Here is a 17528-nt window from a genome sequence, read left to right on the forward strand (position 1 = left end):
GACGGGTGGTTGTGCCTGCCGGACGGGTGGTTGTGCCTGCCGGACGGGTGGTTGTGCCTGCCGGACGGGTGGTTGTACCTGCCGGACGGGTGGTTGTGCCTGCCGGGCGGGTGGTTGTGCCTGCCGGACGGGTACCTGTTTCAGCGGGCCGTGTTGTTGTGCCCACTGCAGCCCTTCTGTCCGAACCGGTTTCTGCCTGGCTTACACCGGTACCGTCGGTCCGCCGGCTACCCGGCGCGGTTGTGGTTTCGGTACGCCTTCCATAGGCACTGGTAACTCCTGAAGGTGTATAGCCTCCAATCCCGCCACCTCTTCCGGCTCCTATATAAGTACCTGAGGCACGGCGGTGACCTGTATGATAGGCAACACCCCTGACAGGCCTGGCATAGCCGTAATAGCCGTAGTGCCCCCAGTATGTATGCGGATACCATGCATAGCGGGCATGGTAAGGATAATGCATCCCGTACCACCCCCCGTAACCATATCCCCAGTGCCTGTAATGCCATGGCGAGTATCCAAAATAAAACGATGAATGCCAGGGCGAATAGTGAAACGGTGAGTAAAACGGTCTGTGCCAGCCCCAGGAGAACCCGAAGTGGTAACGGTTAAGGCTGCGCCAGTAAAAATCAGTATAGAACGGATCGTAATACCCGCCGTAATAGTAATCGGAATGGAACCTTCTCATCCTGGTGGACCAGTAGTATTGATTCGGATCATATATGTTATAGATGTTTGTAACATGCCCATCAGCGTAATGTTGCTGCGCATGATGGACCTGCTCATATGCTAAGGTATCCCTCCCCACTACATAATAATCCTCAAAATATATCGTGTCGTTGGGAGTAACGCCATACTCCTCCCAGGCATACCTAACTTCCTGCTGTGCTGCAGCATTCACTGCCCTGGCATCCCTTTCCGGAACAACTTCCCTGGTCACTTCGGTAACTGTTGCTACCGGCTCGTCACCGGGCGTATAATAAAGATCATCATACCCGGTCGAAAGATGGGTCCCGGATGAACAGGCTCCTGCTATAAGAGCCAAAACCATCAATATCTTAACATTTGCTTTCATGACAGACCTCCCGATTCTTTTATTTAATGAAATTCCTTATTCAGTCTTCACTCAATATCTCACTGAATTAATAACAAAATCTATACCAATTGGCTGTAAATATAAAAATTTTATCAGGGCAAAGCTGATAAAGCAATCAATGCCGCTGACAGCACTGATAATCGAATAAACCTTCTGCGGTGACGGTCAGGATCTTCCGGCAAGGTTCTTGACACGCCAATAGCAGGCGGATCAGGCATGTAGTACTGATAATTGTATATTTTAAACTCCTCTCCGAGCTGTTTGTAATCTTCAATTAACTGTTCGATCGATCCAAACGGATAAACCGGAATAAAAAAGCTGAAATAGGGTATGCCAAAGTAAAAACCTATGGCGGTGACAAATTCAGGGTCATTACTGTATAGCCGGTGGTAAACCAGGGTATCACCGCCCACAATAAAGTAATCATCAAACCATATTGTATCATTAGGGCTTACATTATACTCCTGGTATGCATATTTGTAGTCCGGTTGATAACGCTCCTCATATAAAACCGTATCTCTTCCCACGACAAAATACTCATCAAACCATACCGTATCAAATGGTGTCACGTTGTATTCATGAAAAGCGTAACGTTCGCCCCTGACCGGAATGAACACATCTTTTTCCCCGTCAGCCCGGGAGATTTCATTATTCACTGTTCCTGCAGCAGGATCCGGGCCGTAGTCAGTCCCTGTAAGGTTGCCATCATCGCCGGCGGAAATTGAAGTACCGGCCGTACATGCCCCTGCAACAAGAGCTAAAGCAAGAATAATGTTTACAGCGCTTTTGCCGTTGAACCAAAAATTTGCTTTCATGATCTTTTTGCCGGATTAATGTGCAGAAAAATATTTAAATTGCGTCACTTTATACTTAACTATTTTTAACAAATTCCATACCAAATATCAATTATGGCTAAAGTTTTATCCAGCAGGAAAGAAGATTATGCTCAATGGTACAATGATTTGGTTATCAAGGCCGGACTGGCAGAAAATTCGGCAGTAAGGGGATGTATGGTGATAAAACCATACGGGTATGCGATATGGGAGAAAATGCAGTCCGTTCTGGATAAGATGTTCAAGGATACGGGACATTCCAATGCCTATTTCCCGCTCTTTATACCCAAATCATTTTTGAGCAGGGAGGCCGATCATGTTGAAGGCTTTGCCAAGGAATGTGCAGTCGTGACCCATTACAGGCTAAAAAACTCTCCTTCGGGAAAGGGCATTGAAGTTGATGAAACAGCCAGGCTGGAGGAAGAGCTTATAATAAGGCCTACCTCGGAGACCATTATATGGAACACATATAAAAACTGGATACAGTCCTACAGAGACCTCCCCCTGCTTATTAACCAGTGGGCAAATGTGGTGAGATGGGAAATGAGGACAAGGCTCTTTCTGAGAACCACCGAATTTTTATGGCAGGAGGGACATACCGCTCATGCCACAAAGGTTGAGGCGATGGAAGAGACCATGAAGATCCTGGATATTTACGCAAAATTTGCAAAAAACTGGATGGCAATGCCGGTTATCCAGGGCACTAAAACGGAGAATGAAAGGTTTGCGGGGGCTGTTGAAACATTTTCAATAGAAGCACTAATGCAGGACGGCAAAGCACTGCAGTCGGGTACCTCCCATTTTCTCGGACAAAACTTTGCAAAAGCTTTTGATGTGACCTTCCTGAACAAGGAGGGTAAACTTGAGCATGTGTGGGCCACCTCATGGGGAGTTTCAACCAGGCTGATGGGAGCCTTGATAATGGCCCATTCGGATGACAGGGGACTGGTGCTGCCACCAAAACTTGCTCCCATACAGGTAGTTATAGTGCCCATCTATAAAAAGACCGAGGACCTGGGGATGATCAGCGAAAAAGTGGAAATAATCAGAAAAAGACTTATTGATGCAGGGATTACAGTTAAATACGACGACCGTGATACACAAAAACCGGGATGGAAATTTGCAGATTATGAACTGAAGGGTGTTCCCGTAAGACTGGCCATTGGGCCAAGGGACATTGAAAACAACACAGTTGAACTTGCAAGAAGAGATACTCTTGAGAAAAAGATATACCCGGTTGAAGGCATAGATATTCTAGTAAAAGAGCTTCTTGATGAGATACAGGAGAATATACACAAAAAAGCTCTTGATTTCCGGACCCGCAATACCTTTGAAGCCAACACCTATGAGGAGTTCAGGCATATAACTGAAACAACCGGCGGATTTATCCTGGCCCATTGGGACGGCACCAGGGAGACAGAAGAGAGAATAAACCAGGAAACAAAATCTACCATACGCTGCATTCCTCTTGATAACCCGAAGGAGCCCGGCAAATGCATGGTTACCGGCAAACCTTCATCACAGAGGGTGATCTTTGCCAAAGCATACTGACCTTAATTTACTCGGCGTTACGAAAGCATTTTTCCGGGGAGCGGTTACCGGTAACCGAAAACCTCCGATAATGCCCCGGCCGGTAAGGGTATGATGGCTGCCAGCTTATCTTACCGAGAATCTGTATACAGCAATGTGCCTGTATTCTTCGCCCGGGCGAAGAATCGTGTTCGGAAATGCAGGCTGATTTGGAGAATCGGGAAAATGCTGGGTTTCCAGGCACAACCCCCAATACTTGTCATAAACCACCCCTTCCTTGCCGGTTATGGTACCGTCAAGGAAATTTCCGGTATAAAGCTGCACGCCGGGCTGCGTTGTATGCACCTCCATCTGGCGCCCGCTTGCCGGATCATAAAGCACAGCCGCCTTAACAGGCACTACCTCATCACCGTCAAGAACGTAATTGTGATCATAACCCCCGGGCACTTTGTCAATATCCCGTCCTACCGGCTTCATCTCCCTGAAGTCCATGGGACCACCGTCAACCGGAAGCAACTTCCCGGTGGGTATAAGCTCATCGTTGACCCCGGTATACCGGCCGGCATTTATCTGCAGTTCATGATCAAGCACGTTACCGGTACCGCCGTTAAGGTTAAAATAGCCATGATGGGCAAGGTTGACCGGCGTAGCCTTGTCTGTTTCTGCCCTGAACTCAAATCTCAGCTCATTGTTGTCATTGAGCTCGCAAATCACGCTTACCTGCAGGTTGCCGGGATACCCTTCCTCACCATCCGGACTCAGATAGGTAAGAAGAAGTTTTGAGGCTCCCTCCTCCGCATCAAGGATCTCATAATCCCACACCCTTTTGTCAAATCCCCGTATTCCGCCATGCAGGTGGTTGTTGCCATCATTGGCAGCAAGCCGGTATTCTTCTCCGTCAAGTTCGAACCGCGCACCGGCGATCCTGTTGGCATACCTGCCCACAACAGCACCGAAATAGGGGTGTTCGCCAAGGTATTCATCGAGGCTTTCGAAGCCGAGAACAACATCAGAAAGTCCTCCTTCCCTGTCGGGTACCTCGAGCGATGTTACAATAGCGCCATAATTGGTGATTTCGGCAACCATGCCGTTACTGTTCTCAAGCCTGAATATATGTACATCTCTTCCATCAGGCATTTGGCCGAAAATTCTTTTTTCTATCTTCATTACCTCTTCATTATTTGGGCTGCCCGCCTGTCCGCATCCGCCAGAAAACATCAAAGATACGAGGATCATAAACCCCACGGCTGTAAAGCAGCATCTGTTAATATTTTTATTTCCCATGATATCCGTTTTTTTACTTAATTCATTGATATTATTGTTACCCTTCCGGGGAAAAGCACGGCATGGCAATATATATAATTTATAGTTCCTTTGCGCAAAAAATCGATTAATTTTACACCCGTTTATGCAAAACTTTTTATGGAATTCTCGATCGTATCAGGATTTGTTCCTACCGGTGATCAGCCCGAAGCAATAAGACAGCTTACAAAAGAGATCATGAACGGTACCCGCTGCCAGACCCTGCTGGGTGTTACCGGCTCGGGCAAAACCTTCACAGTTGCCAACGTGATCGAAAAGGTGCAGCGCCCAACACTGGTACTCAGCCACAACAAGACCCTGGCAGCACAGCTGTATACCGAATTCAGGGAGTTCTTCCCAAATAATGCAGTCGAATATTTCGTCTCCTACTACGACTATTACCAGCCGGAGGCTTACATTCCGGTAACAGACACCTACATAGAGAAAGACCTGTCTATCAATGACGAGATCGAAAAGCTGAGACTCAGCACCACATCATCACTGCTTTCGGGAAGACGCGATGTAATAGTCGTATCATCAGTATCGTGTATTTACGGAATTGGCAATCCGGATGATTTTCACAGCAACACCATCAGGCTTGAAAAAGGGCAGGTAATTAATCGCAACCAGTTGCTGCGCAGACTGGTGGACAGTCTCTATTCGAGAACCGCAGATGATTTCAGCCATGGAAAATTCAGGGTAAAGGGCGACACGGTTGATGTCTTTCCGGCCTATGCCGACTTTGCATACCGGATCATATTCTGGGGAGATGAAATAGAGGAGATCAGCATCCTTGATCCGCTTACCGGATCGGATGGTGAACAGAAGGAGAGTGTAGTTGTTTACCCGGCGAATATATTCGTTACGACACGCGACAGGATGCAGCAGGCAATAAGGAATATCCAGGATGATATGGTTGAGCAGGTCATTTTCTTCGAGGACCAGGGGAGGAAGCTTGAGGCGGAAAGACTGAAACAAAAGGTTGAGTATGATATTGAAATGATAAAGGAACTGGGATATTGTTCAGGCATAGAGAACTACTCAAGGTACTTTGACGGCAGGGCAGCCGGTACCAGGCCCTTCTGCCTGCTTGATTATTTTCCGGAAGACTTCATCACCATAGTGGACGAAAGTCACGTCACACTGCCACAGATACGGGCAATGCACGGCGGAGATTACTCAAGGAAGAAAAACCTTGTGGATTTCGGTTTCCGGTTACCGGCAGCAATAGATAACAGGCCGCTAAAATTCGAGGAGTTCGAGCAGGTAACAGGCCAGATTATCTTTGTCAGCGCGACTCCCGGTGACTATGAACTTGAGAAGAGCGAAGGCATAATTGTTGAACAGGTGATCAGGCCGACCGGACTTCCGGAACCTGATGTGGAGGTGCATCCCACCCCTGATCAGATCGACCACCTGATGGGAGAGATTAACAGCAGGGCAGCGAAAAATGAAAGGGTACTGGTAACAACACTTACAAAGCGTATGGCCGAAGAACTTACCAGGTACCTGTCCAATATGAACATAAGCTGCAGGTATATACACTCAGATATCGATACGCTTGAGAGGGTCGAGATAATGGAAGGACTGAGAGAGGGGAACTTTGACGTTCTGATCGGGGTAAACCTCCTCAGGGAGGGTCTCGACCTGCCCGAAGTATCACTGGTGGCTATTTTGGATGCGGACAAGGAAGGTTTTCTCAGGTCAGCAAGATCGCTAACGCAGACGGCCGGAAGAGCTGCAAGGAACATCAACGGGAAAGTGATCATGTATGCAGACACCATTACCCGGTCGATGAAACAGAGCATCGAAGAGACCGCACGGCGAAGGGAAAAGCAGCTGGCATACAACAGGGATAATAATATTACCCCCGCGCAGATTGTAAAATCAAGCAGAACATCGCTGAAAAAGGCGGGGAAGTATACCGATCCCGAAAAATTTGATATTGCAGCCGACCCGGTAGTCCGCTACATGAACTCAGAAGAACTTCAGAAAGCAATTGCCAGGACACGCAGCGCCATGGAGAAAGCCGCTGAAGAGCTTGACTTCCTTACTGCTGCAAGATACAGGGATGAACTGTATGAGCTTGAAAAACTGATCGGAAATAAAAAACCCTGATAATCAGCGACCCACTGCTCATTTTTATTTAAAAGTTTTTTATATAAAAATTAATTTGTAGTTTAGTAGTGAAATCGCCCCGCTATGCAAGGACGGGCGACGGTGGTGGATTATATACATATAGTATGGAAAAACTAATCATCCAGGGCGAAAAGAAGACGCCATATATAAGCCTTGATCCCGGCAGCAGGCAGTTGAAATTTGAGGGCCGGTCAATTCCCGAAGACACAATCAGCTTCTACGAACCCATACTCAAATGGATGGAACAGTATGTTGAGGCAGAACGGAAAGACACAACTGACCTGCATGTGAACCTTGAGTATTTCAATACCAGTACATCCAGGTACCTGTTTGGAATATTCAAGAAACTTGAGGCATACCACAACAAGGGTAACCCTGTGCTGATACACTGGTATTATGAAAAGGATGATTTTGAAATGCTGGAATCCGGCGAGGATTACGCATCAATCCTGAAAATACCCTTCAAAATGGTGCCGGTTGAGGTTGAAGGAGACAACCTTGACCAACTTTAACCAGACAGCATATCTTTTTACCAGGTTATAATTCACAGGTGAACCTATCTCCGTTGTCCGGGGATTCGCTCGGAAAGTTCCAGCCAGGTGTACTAAAGTTGTGCCTGACGCAATGAAAGTAATCTCACTGGGAAAAAACAGGTTTGACTGCAGTAATAGTGGTGAAGAAAGTTTTACGTTCACTTCCCCGGAAGGAAAAAGCAAAAAAGGCGGAATAAATTCCGCCCTGAATGTAATTCTTTTTTATTAAAATCAGCCAAGATAGCTTTTCAGCAGCCTGCTTCTTGAGGTATGGCGCAGCCTTCTGATAGCTTTCTCCTTGATCTGCCTGACCCTCTCACGGGTAAGTCCGAATCTTTCTCCTATCTCTTCAAGTGTCATGTCCTGTACTCCGATACCGAAGAAATACCTTACGATATCTCTTTCCCTTTCGGTAAGTGTGGCCAGCGAACGTTCTATCTCCTTGCCAAGTGATTCATTCAGCAACGCCCTGTCGGCATTAGGCGAATCATTGTTTATCAGCACGTCGAGAAGGGAGTTCTCCTCTCCGTCGGCAAAGGGCGCATCAACCGACAGGTGCCTGCCCGACACCCTTAGGGTATCGCTAACCTTCTCCTTTGGCAGCTCGAGAATTTCTGCAAGCTCTTCCGGTGATGGTGTGCGTTCAAACTCCTGTTCGAATTTTGAAAATGCCTTGTTGATTTTGTTAAGGGAGCCCACCTGGTTGAGGGGAAGACGGACAATACGTGACTGCTCGGCAAGAGCCTGCAGAATTGACTGCCTTATCCACCATACGGCATAAGAGATGAACTTGAACCCGCGGGTCTCATCAAACTTCTCGGCAGCCTTTATCAATCCAAGGTTCCCCTCGTTTATAAGATCGGGAAGGCTAAGTCCTTGATTCTGATACTGTTTTGCAACAGAAACCACGAAGCGCAGGTTTGCCCTTGTAAGCTTTTCCAGGGCCTCTTTATCGCCCTGCCTGATCCTCTGGGCAAGATCAACCTCCTCTTCAATAGTGATAAGCTCTTCCCTGCCAATCTCCTGCAGATACTTGTCAAGCGAAGCACTCTCCCTGTTGGTAATTGATTTTGTGATCTTTAGCTGTCTCATCCTCTCCTTTTAAAATATAATGGCAAATTTAAGGCAATTAATATATATTTTCAACCTGATCAGTGGGCTTTCCTGAATAAACGCTAAAAAAGACCTGCTATTGCAGGCCTTTTTACTTTAAACTGGCGGCAATATACCTCCCGTATTAAAGACCCAATGCATAATAGGCAACCGTACCATCCGGATAGACACCTTCAACAAGAACGCCTCCTGTATGCCCATCCAGTATTTCCCTGATGTCGGCCGGCGAATTTACCGGCCTGTTGTTTATGGAGGTTATTATAAAGGTTTCTCTCATACCGGCCTCCATGAATTTACCAGGTCCGAGGTCGGTTATCTGTACACCACCGCGAATGTTCAACTCTCTCCTAATATCCCGGGGAACCTCCCTGAACCTTGCCCCCAGGTAAGCCTCCTGCGGCCTCACAATTTCCGTATGGCCCTCTAGATTACGTAGAGTGGCGGTGATTTGTTGCGTTCTGTTGTTACGATTTACCAAAATATTTATTTTATCATTCGGGCGGTAGCGCGCCACCTGCTCCTGCAGTTCGGAGGGACTGTTTACAGTGACATTGTCAATTCTCAATATTACATCGCCCTCTTTCAGTCCCGCTTCCTCTGCCGCACTATTAACCAGAATTGAGTCTACATACACCCCTTCAAGCCTGTCTATACCCTTCTCCCGGGCCAGATCGGAACTAAGTTCCTGCATTCTGATACCCAGCACGGCCCTCTGCACTTCACCAAACTCAATGATATCGTCCACCACCTTTTTCACTATGCTTACAGGTACGGCGAAAGAGTTACCGGCAAACGCCCCCGTTGGCGACATGATGAGCGTAGGGATACCTACCAGCTCGCCCCTGAGGTTTACCAGCGCACCACCACTGTTACCCCTGTTTACGGCAGCATCTGTCTGTATGAACGATTCTATTGGCATATCACGGTTACTGAATATGCCAACGGTTCGTCCCCTGGCACTGACTATGCCAGCTGTCACTGTTGAGGTAAGGTTCATCGGGTTTCCTACCGCCAGCACCCACTGACCGAGGCGAAGGTCATCTGAATCGCCGAATTCTATATAACGGAGCCCTTCGGCTTCAACCTTCAGCAGGGCAATATCTGAGTTAGGATCACTGCCTACTATCGATGCTTCGTAACTGCGGCGGTCATTAAGTACGACCTCAACCGCCGTCGCATTTTCAATCACATGGTAATTGGTCACAATATAACCATCCTCAGATATGATCACACCCGAGCCGAAACCTGTTACAGGCTCCGGTTCACGCTCCTGGCGGGGACCGAAGAACCATTCGTGTAAAGGATCCTGCCTGCGCTGCTGAAACTGCGGCTGGCGCCTCATTGATGTCACTTTCACATGTACCACGCCGTGAACCGTTTTCTCGGCGGCATAGGTGAAGTCAAACTTATCGGCCTCAAAATCATCAGGGAGATTTGTAAACCATGTGGGCCGGTCTTCCCTGTAGGTAATCACTTCAGTTACCGGTCCGGCAATTTTTGCATACGCTATTACTGCGACCAGGGCCGCTATCACTGCTATAAATATGTTTATTATAATGCTTTTGATCTTCATAACTCCGGTATTTTGTTTTTAATTAAAAATTAAAATAGTCACTGATTAATAAACTCTCAATTACCATTTTTGTTTTAAAATCAGCCCGCCTCAATCTGTAAATATTGGCTGTGGCCTTTTTTAAGGTAACTTTGCATATAATTTATGCAAAAATAGTGCCTGATACCGGCAACATGCCAACTCGTCGGGTTAAAAAAATTTAAAATCGCTGACAAACCGGATCTCATGGAGCTCAAATTCAGTAAATATCACGGCAACGGAAATGATTTCATTATTATTGACAACCGTTCAGGCAGATTTCCCACAGAGGATGAGGTATTAATCAGTAGATTGTGTAACAGGTACTTCGGGATTGGAGGAGACGGACTCATTCTGCTGGAAGTCCGCGAAGATTATGATTTCCACATGAGGTATTTTAATTCAGACGGCAGGGAAGCAACAATGTGCGGAAACGGCGGACGCTGCCTTGTGCATTTTGCAAACAGGCTTGGTCTTACAGGACAGGATGCACATTTCTCCGGAATTGACGGCCCCCACCATGCGAGGATCGGCGAGAATGAGCTCGTGCACCTGAGGATGCAGGATGTTTCCGGAATTGAAAAGGTGGGCAATGCATTTGTTCTGAACACAGGTTCGCCACACTATGTGGTTTTTGTGGCCGATCCAGATAATTGTGATGTTGTTGCTGAGGGCAGAAAAATACGTTACAGCGGAAATTTTGGCGAACGGGGCATCAATGTAAATTTTGTCGGGTACGATAACAATGCAATCCGGGTCAGGACCTATGAAAGAGGTGTTGAGAATGAGACACTCTCCTGCGGGACCGGATCGGTTGCAGCTGCCATCTGTTCAAGGCTTGACAGTGACCTGCCTGACCATACCGTGGAAGTCCGCTCCCCCGGAGGTTCTCTTGAAGTCAGCTTCAGACGGAAAGATCGGTTAAGTTTTACTGATATATGGCTTACAGGTCCCGCAAAACAGGTGTTCGACGGCAGGACCGATACCGGTCATCTCCCTTCCTTGTAACACCCCGAAGTAACTTCATTTTTTACATGCCACCAGCCTTATTACGCTGGCAGCCCCCCTGTGGCACAAACCCTCATCCAGATTAACCTCCTGCTTGTATAAGGTCTCAATTTCAAGATCACTGAAATCCTCCTTCAGCTCGCCGATATCATACAGCATCGATTTGTCAGCCGGCCCCCCGCTGTCATACTTAAGCTGCCCCCTGGAGAAAGCCTCCAGTATGAAGAACCCCCCTTTCTTTAGTGAGTTTACAAGCTTCTTATGAATGTATGATCTGTTTCCGGCCATGAAATGTACATGTATAAGCGCTATTGCATCATACATCTCCTCACCAAGCTCGTGAAACTCAATATCTGCAACAAGGTACTCAATGCTCACCCCCTCCCTCCTGGCAAGCTCAAGAGCCTTATTCCTCGCATTAAGGCTGAAATCAAATGCATTAACATCCCAGCCCTTATTGGCTGCATAAACGGCATTACGGCCCTCACCCTCAGCCGGCAGCAGTATTCTGCCGGGTTCCACCCCATCGATGAAGGTCTTGAAAAAGACATTTGGTTTGTCTCCGTAAACATAATCCCTGTTTTTGTACCTTTCCTCCCAGAATTCTCTCATTGCGTGTGAAAATAAAAATTAATCATACTGTTTAAACCAACCGGCAGATGGTCTTTAGGTAAAACCGCCGATTTATGATTACCTGGCGGGAGCCCTGTTACCGATCATCACGAAAGCTCCCCAATAGAAGGGTGAGCTGTAACTCTCCATTACTTTTAGCTGAGCATCCCTGAAGGCAATGCTTTTATCACCTTTTTCAAGCCATTTCCTGTAAAACTCCGACATCAGCATCTGGGTTACCTCATCGCTCACCTGCCACAGGCTCAATATGACAGTCCCCGACCCGGCCACCTGGAACGCCCGCTGAAGTCCGTAAACACCCTCACCGTTGATCACCTCCCCCAGACCGGTTTCACATGCACTCAGAACAACCAGCCGGGTCGAAGAGAGGTCAAGCAGCATCGCCTCATAAGCATTCAGTATACCGTCATCACCATCAGCAATATTAACGGTACCTATCTGCTGTATAGTATTGTCCGCCCCGGCCAGCATCAGTCCGCTCCGCAACAGGGGATTCTCAACAGCCTTTTCCGGTTCAATCCCAAGTACCGTTTCACCGGATCCTGCATCAACATCATCAAGGAAAAACCCGTGAGTAGCTACGTGCAGGATATCGGGGCTCCGAACCCTCCTTATATTTGTTTCAGTTGCCATGTCGTCAAGATAAACCGAGGTACTCCATCCCGCACTACTGAAAAGCCTGTCAATGATCTCAACCTCTTCCCTTGTCCCAGGCAGTTCAGGCAGGGGCATAGTGGTTACAAGGTCCCAGTCCACTCCAAGCGAATAATTGGGATCACCGACAAGCACGGCTGATCCCTCACCCTGGAAAGCATCCGTTTCCTGCCTCGGCTGTTCTGCAAGTACCCTTGTGTTCGGTACATAGAACATCCTCTTTTTCCTTATCAGGTAACTTCCATCAACATCTGTAAGGGTTAGCAGGTTGATCTGGTTGAAAACACCGTCGAGCGATATGAAAATATCAGAATAATCAGCGGTGACCGATGATAACTCTCCCCAGTATATCCTGCCAAGTTCATTATCTTCCAGGGCCCGCTCCATAATCCTTCTGTATTCGGCAGCATATAATGTTTCCATCTCATTGCCGTTCCTGAATACAGTAACTGAGGGCTGATCCATATTCCGGTCAACCACCAGCGATGCGTAATATACAAGTGTATCGGGCCTGAGGTAATTATATCTCCTGAAACGGATGATCTCCATGGCAGCCTCATCATCATACAGTGCATCGGCTATGTCCCTGTATGAAACCCTTTGGACCGAGTACCCCTCCTCAAACGCATCGGACATTCTTGACAGCTCCCTCTCCATTCTGTTTGCCGCATTCTCAAGTGAATCAATATTTATGTTATCCTCTGCCAGATCTTCCCTTGGCATGGTATACAGGTATGCAAGGTACTCCCTGATATCAAGCCACTCCTGGAATCTGCCTACCAGTTCGTTGTCGCCGCTGCTTAAGATCTGGTTCCTCACCCTTGTGGTGGCGTTCAGCAAAAGAGCCTTTACAGCAATATGGTAATCATACATGTCGCCTGTTATCCCGTCAATGTGATCTTTCGCATCAACTGAGAATGAATTGAACCTGATGAAACGCGGCTGTATCCTTGCCCAGAACCTTGCCTTCTCCGTATCGCTCATGGCGGGGAAATGTCTGTCAATCTGATGCAGGTGGCGATCAAGTACCCTGGTATACCACTCATATGCATCCTGATAATCACCTTCCTGCCATCTCAGAACGGCCATCCGCTCAATTGTGCTGATATGATTTGGATGATGATCATCCAGTGATTCCTTTTCAATCTCCAGCGCTTCCTGAAGCAGAGGCAATGCCGCTCCGGTATTCCCGGCCAGGAGATAGAAACCACCGAGCTCCGAGGCGGTGGCAGCATAGTGGGGATTATCCCGGCCCAGTCTCCGTCTGTAAATATCCAGTGCACTGGTTAAATTCTCCTCAACCTTGTCCATTTCTCCGGTAACCATGTAGAGTGACGCAATGTTCCTGAGCATAACTGCATAGTCGGGGTGCCCGGCACCCAGGCGTCTGCGCTTTGCAGCCAGAGCATCAAGATAGATTTTTTCCGCCTCATCATACTCCTCCAGAAGCTGGTACAACAATGCCAGGTTAACCTTCATTCTCAAAAAATTTGCCGATCTTTCACCAAGCTGGCCGGAAGCTATCTCCACAGCACTATTAAGCAATTCTTCAGCTTCATTATACCGTCCTGTAACCTGGTAAAAAATCGCCTGGTTATTCAGTGCAATTGAGTAGGGCACAGAGTTACCTCCCTGGTACCTGTATATGTTCTCAACTGCTTTCTCATAATAATCATGGGCCTCGGTATATCTCCCCATATCCTTGTACAGCACTGCAAGATTGTTGTAGGATGCTCCAAGCGTGCTCTCATCGGCCACAGCTCGGGCCCGCATCTCCATGGCTTCAATTGTGAGGTTCTCGGCGCTGCTGTATCTGCCGGTTGCATGGTGCAGCAATCCAAGGTTACTTATGACACTTGCAGCCTCCTTTGAGGGGTACATATTGTTAAACCTGTAAATCTCCAAAGCACTGTTAAACGAAAGTTCAGCAGACCTGAACCGCCCGGAAGCATAGAACATCTCACCCGCCTGGTTAAGATCCTCTGCCTTTTCAGCCGGAGACCTGTCCGCATAACTTTCGGGCGTCAGCACAAAAAGCAGCACTCTCTGGAGTTTGCGGTATCTTTCCTGTGACTCGAACATCCCTGAATTGTCACTGAATGAAACTGCATAGTTAAATTCTGTCTGATCGTACTCTTCATAAGACTTTCTCAGCTGATTTACAGCCTCATCCTTCAGGGCATCCACTACCCTGTCCCTGCCGGCATCGATGATCTGGCGCAGTATCTGCCCAGGAGCAGCCTCAAACTGAAAAAACAGGACAATAATAACCGGAATAAGCTTTCTCATAGTTTCAGTTTTTTGATTAACACCGGAGTTCGTAAATTTGCATCCCGGCCGGGATATTTGCTCAGAAATTCCGGACCCGGCAGCCGTCTGATAAATGAACAATATAAAAGTAATGAATATAGGGCAAATAACATAAACCATGCCTTCTTCAATTAAATATCAACCCACTCTGTTTTATGAACCATGACCCTGTGCAGCAAAGAATTCAAATTCCTCCGGATATTGTCAGGCCGGAAATAAGATCAGACACTGAAGGAACAGCCCCGTTCAGGGCGGGTATGAAATACGGCCGGGCCCTCAGGGATATAGAAGCAGGAGAATACAAAATAATTCAAGGCAGTTTTGCAACAGCACTGGCTTTTTACTCCTGGCTCAGAAAACATACCTCCCACGAATACCCGGTCAATGATCACTCATCTTCCAGGCTTAACAGGAAGAAGCTGGCAGAAAGGGCAGGCCATATAATGATCAGGGTCAGGGATCACAAGCCGGACATGGACAAAGCACCGTCAAATCCATGGCTTAAGGATTTTTATCCTGATATAAATGAGTTCCTGATCTCACTTCCCGACCTGCTCGGCATGAACGGCGCACGGCAATGGTTTATGAACGGGGTAAAATACCCGGTACTTGACCACAGGTTACATCCATTCTACGGCGCCTATTTTCCCGTACGTACGGCACATCTTATGTTGCTGGACAACTGGATGAATAGAAGCATGAAGTTGTTCAGGCATGTAAAAGATATTGGTACCGGATGCGGAATAATGGGTTTTATGGCCCTCAAACATGGCGCCAAATCGGTCCATGCCACCGACATAAATCCCAATGCAATATTCAGTACCATAACTGATGCAGGGCGCATGGGACTCAGGAGCAGGTTAACTGCCGAACAGGCCTCTTTCTTTGGCAAAAAGAACCGGGGTCTGGGTAAAGGCCCTGGTTTAACCCTTTTTAATCCGCCCTGGATACCGGGATCATCGAGCAATATAATAGACAAGGGTATTTATTACGAAGAGGGTTTTTTTGAGGAATTCCTTGCTGATGCGGCAGAAAACATTGATTCCGGCGGAATTATTGCAGTTGTTTTTTCTGACTATGCAATCATTGCCGGCTTAACGGGAAAAAACCCGGTCGAAACTGCTGTATCTGCCAGCAATCATTTCTCTCTTGCGGATGTAATCACCGGAAAAGTTCCGGAAAGATCCCGCAAAAGATCAAGATCCTGGATAAACCGTATCAGGGAAAATGAAACAACCGGACTCTGGATACTCAAAAGAACCTGAAAAGAAATAACCGCCTAAATGTATGTTCTCAGTATATCTGCTATCTCCCGGTCGTTTCTCAGCCGGGGCACCTTGTTTTGTCCGCCCAGCTTGCCTATTGAGTTCATATATTTTGCAAAACCATTTTCAGGCACAATCCTGACAACGAGCGACTGAATAATGTTCCCCTTAACCAGGTCATCGTAATAACTGTTCCTTCTCCTCATCTGGCGGTCCAGTTCGCCGGCAAACGCATCCATGTCAGAAGGCAGTTTCTCAAACTCAATAAACCACTCGTGGCAGGGTTTGCCTCCCTGGTAATCAAACAACGGCGCAACAGTGAATTCTGATATTCTTGCACCGGTCTTTTTGCACGTCTCAACAATAGCTGAGTCGGCCTCCTCGGCAATAACATGCTCACCAAATGCTGAAGTAAACTGGCTCACCCTTCCTGTAACGAGAATTCTGTAAGGATCTTTCGAAACAAACCTGACCGTATCGCCTATATTATAACCCCACATACCGGCATTTGTATTGAGTATCATAACATAGTTAACACCTGTTTCAACCCCTTCAAGCGGTATGCGCCCGGGTTTATCGTCGTGGAATTTGTCCAGTGGTATAAACTCGTAAAAAATCCCGGCATCGGGAATTAGTATCAGTCCCTCTGAAGGAAACTCATCCTGAAAAGCCATGAACCCTTCTGAGGCAGGAAATGTCTCCAGGGAATCAACATGATCGCCACCGATGAGTTTTCGGAATTTTCCCTCGTAAGGTTCAAAATTCACACCACCGTAAATAAATAGCGAGAACTCAGGGAATACCTCCTTTATTGAAGCTTTGCCGCTCTGCCGGATAAGCTTCTCAAAATACATTTCCACCCAGGGAGGGATGCCGCTTATCAGTGTCATGTTCCTGTCAACTGTCTGATCAACTATAGCATCCAGCTTCCTCTCCCAGTCCTCTATACAATTAACCTCCCATGAGGGCAACTGGTTGCGCCTAAGGTATGACGGAACATGATGATTTACTATTCCTGAAAGCCGTCCTGAAGGAATACCGTTCTCATCTTTCAGCAGGGGGCTGCCTGAAAGGAATATGTAGTTTCCGTCTACAAACCCCGCGTTGCCGGTCTTCCGTATATAGTTCAACAGGGCAAGCCTTGTAGAGCCTATGTGATTGGGAATTGAATCGCGGGTGATCGGTATATATTTACCCCCGGAAGTGGTACCCGATGTCATTGCAAAATAGATGGGGCGGCCTGGCCACAAAACGCTCCGGTGTCCCAGCCTTACCCTTCCTATATATGACCTGAGCCCCTCATAGTCCCTTACCGGCACCATATTAGCGAACTGTTCGTATGTTCTTACTGAAGAGAAAGAATGATCGCGGCCAAAACCGGTATCCCTGCCCTTACGCAGGAGCTGCCTGAAAACCCGATCCTGCATTTCAACTGCCCGGCTTTTCCATGAATTTATCCGATTACTGTATAATCTGGCAGCCATCCTGGCTGAAAAATTCAAAAAGCTCATTTACCTGTTTTTG

At 47.3% G+C, this 17528-nt stretch carries 13 protein-coding genes; 5 read left to right on the forward strand and 8 right to left on the reverse strand.

Annotated features, from left to right (window positions below; genetic code table 11):
• Both EA408_01540 and EA408_01545 read right to left on the reverse strand, forming a co-directional pair.
• The coding region (locus EA408_01540) for a hypothetical protein (protein TVR74758.1) at positions 1–1072 on the reverse strand (1072 nt) is incomplete at its 3' end.
• A gap of 113 nt (positions 1073–1185) precedes the next feature.
• A complete protein-coding gene (locus tag EA408_01545) occupies positions 1186–1908 on the reverse strand; it encodes a hypothetical protein (GenBank protein TVR74759.1) in 723 nt (240 codons plus the stop codon).
• Positions 1909–2001: 93 nt separating this feature from the next.
• Between EA408_01545 and EA408_01550 the strand changes: the two genes are divergently transcribed.
• On the forward strand, positions 2002–3477 hold the full coding sequence (locus tag EA408_01550) for a proline--tRNA ligase (GenBank protein ID TVR74760.1): 1476 nt from the start codon (positions 2002–2004) through the stop codon (positions 3475–3477).
• Between the two features lie 105 nt (positions 3478–3582).
• On the opposite strand, the gene EA408_01555 is transcribed toward EA408_01550, so the two are convergent.
• Positions 3583–4692, reverse strand: coding sequence for a galactose mutarotase (locus EA408_01555; GenBank protein ID TVR74834.1), 1110 nt, complete (start codon positions 4690–4692; stop codon positions 3583–3585).
• Between the two features lie 186 nt (positions 4693–4878).
• Here EA408_01555 and uvrB point away from each other — a divergent pair, with 186 nt between their 5' ends.
• Entirely contained in the window at positions 4879–6876 is a 1998-nt protein-coding gene (gene uvrB, locus EA408_01560) for an excinuclease ABC subunit UvrB (GenBank protein ID TVR74835.1), read from the forward strand.
• Between the two features lie 125 nt (positions 6877–7001).
• Positions 7002–7409 (forward strand): DUF1987 domain-containing protein, encoded by a 408-nt coding sequence (locus EA408_01565; protein ID TVR74761.1) that lies wholly within the window; start codon positions 7002–7004, stop codon positions 7407–7409.
• Positions 7410–7661: 252 nt separating this feature from the next.
• On the opposite strand, the gene EA408_01570 is transcribed toward EA408_01565, so the two are convergent.
• Positions 7662–8522, reverse strand: coding sequence for an RNA polymerase sigma factor RpoD/SigA (locus tag EA408_01570; GenBank protein ID TVR74762.1), 861 nt, complete (start codon positions 8520–8522; stop codon positions 7662–7664).
• A gap of 145 nt (positions 8523–8667) precedes the next feature.
• The gene (locus tag EA408_01575) at positions 8668–10116 is read right to left on the reverse strand and encodes a Do family serine endopeptidase (protein TVR74763.1); all 1449 of its coding nucleotides are present in this window, start codon (positions 10114–10116) and stop codon (positions 8668–8670) included.
• Between the two features lie 225 nt (positions 10117–10341).
• Between EA408_01575 and EA408_01580 the strand changes: the two genes are divergently transcribed.
• The gene (locus EA408_01580; GenBank protein TVR74764.1) at positions 10342–11142 is read left to right on the forward strand and encodes a diaminopimelate epimerase; all 801 of its coding nucleotides are present in this window, start codon (positions 10342–10344) and stop codon (positions 11140–11142) included.
• A gap of 15 nt (positions 11143–11157) precedes the next feature.
• Here EA408_01580 and EA408_01585 read toward each other — a convergent pair whose 3' ends face one another.
• Both EA408_01585 and EA408_01590 read right to left on the reverse strand, forming a co-directional pair.
• Positions 11158–11754 (reverse strand): class I SAM-dependent methyltransferase, encoded by a 597-nt coding sequence (locus tag EA408_01585; protein ID TVR74765.1) that lies wholly within the window; start codon positions 11752–11754, stop codon positions 11158–11160.
• Between the two features lie 78 nt (positions 11755–11832).
• Entirely contained in the window at positions 11833–14859 is a 3027-nt protein-coding gene (locus EA408_01590; protein TVR74766.1) for a CHAT domain-containing protein, read from the reverse strand.
• A 35-nt stretch (positions 14860–14894) separates the two neighbouring features.
• Between EA408_01590 and EA408_01595 the strand changes: the two genes are divergently transcribed.
• The gene (locus EA408_01595) at positions 14895–16004 is read left to right on the forward strand and encodes a hypothetical protein (protein TVR74767.1); all 1110 of its coding nucleotides are present in this window, start codon (positions 14895–14897) and stop codon (positions 16002–16004) included.
• A gap of 14 nt (positions 16005–16018) precedes the next feature.
• Here EA408_01595 and EA408_01600 read toward each other — a convergent pair whose 3' ends face one another.
• Positions 16019–17515: a hypothetical protein gene (locus EA408_01600; protein ID TVR74768.1), complete on the reverse strand. Its 1497-nt coding sequence runs from the start codon at positions 17513–17515 to the stop codon at positions 16019–16021.
• Positions 17516–17528 lie beyond the last annotated feature (13 nt).

It is taken from the genome of Marinilabiliales bacterium (assembly GCA_007695015.1).
Classification (GTDB): Bacteria; Bacteroidota; Bacteroidia; order Bacteroidales; family PUMT01; genus PXAP01.

What these genes read in the sequence shown, in the direction of transcription:
- EA408_01545 (TVR74759.1), bottom strand. Translation starts at nt 1,908, where the DNA reads ATGAAAGCAAATTTTTGGTTCAACGGCAAAAGCGCTGTAAACATTATT.
- EA408_01550 (TVR74760.1), top strand. Translation starts at nt 2,002, where the DNA reads ATGGCTAAAGTTTTATCCAGCAGGAAAGAAGATTATGCTCAATGGTAC.
- EA408_01555 (TVR74834.1), bottom strand. Translation starts at nt 4,692, where the DNA reads ATGATCCTCGTATCTTTGATGTTTTCTGGCGGATGCGGACAGGCGGGC.
- uvrB (TVR74835.1), top strand. Translation starts at nt 4,879, where the DNA reads ATGGAATTCTCGATCGTATCAGGATTTGTTCCTACCGGTGATCAGCCC.
- EA408_01565 (TVR74761.1), top strand. Translation starts at nt 7,002, where the DNA reads ATGGAAAAACTAATCATCCAGGGCGAAAAGAAGACGCCATATATAAGC.
- EA408_01570 (TVR74762.1), bottom strand. Translation starts at nt 8,522, where the DNA reads ATGAGACAGCTAAAGATCACAAAATCAATTACCAACAGGGAGAGTGCT.
- EA408_01575 (TVR74763.1), bottom strand. Translation starts at nt 10,116, where the DNA reads ATGAAGATCAAAAGCATTATAATAAACATATTTATAGCAGTGATAGCG.
- EA408_01580 (TVR74764.1), top strand. Translation starts at nt 10,342, where the DNA reads ATGGAGCTCAAATTCAGTAAATATCACGGCAACGGAAATGATTTCATT.
- EA408_01585 (TVR74765.1), bottom strand. Translation starts at nt 11,754, where the DNA reads ATGAGAGAATTCTGGGAGGAAAGGTACAAAAACAGGGATTATGTTTAC.
- EA408_01590 (TVR74766.1), bottom strand. Translation starts at nt 14,859, where the DNA reads ATGGTTTATGTTATTTGCCCTATATTCATTACTTTTATATTGTTCATT.
- EA408_01595 (TVR74767.1), top strand. Translation starts at nt 14,895, where the DNA reads ATGAACCATGACCCTGTGCAGCAAAGAATTCAAATTCCTCCGGATATT.
- EA408_01600 (TVR74768.1), bottom strand. Translation starts at nt 17,515, where the DNA reads ATGAGCTTTTTGAATTTTTCAGCCAGGATGGCTGCCAGATTATACAGT.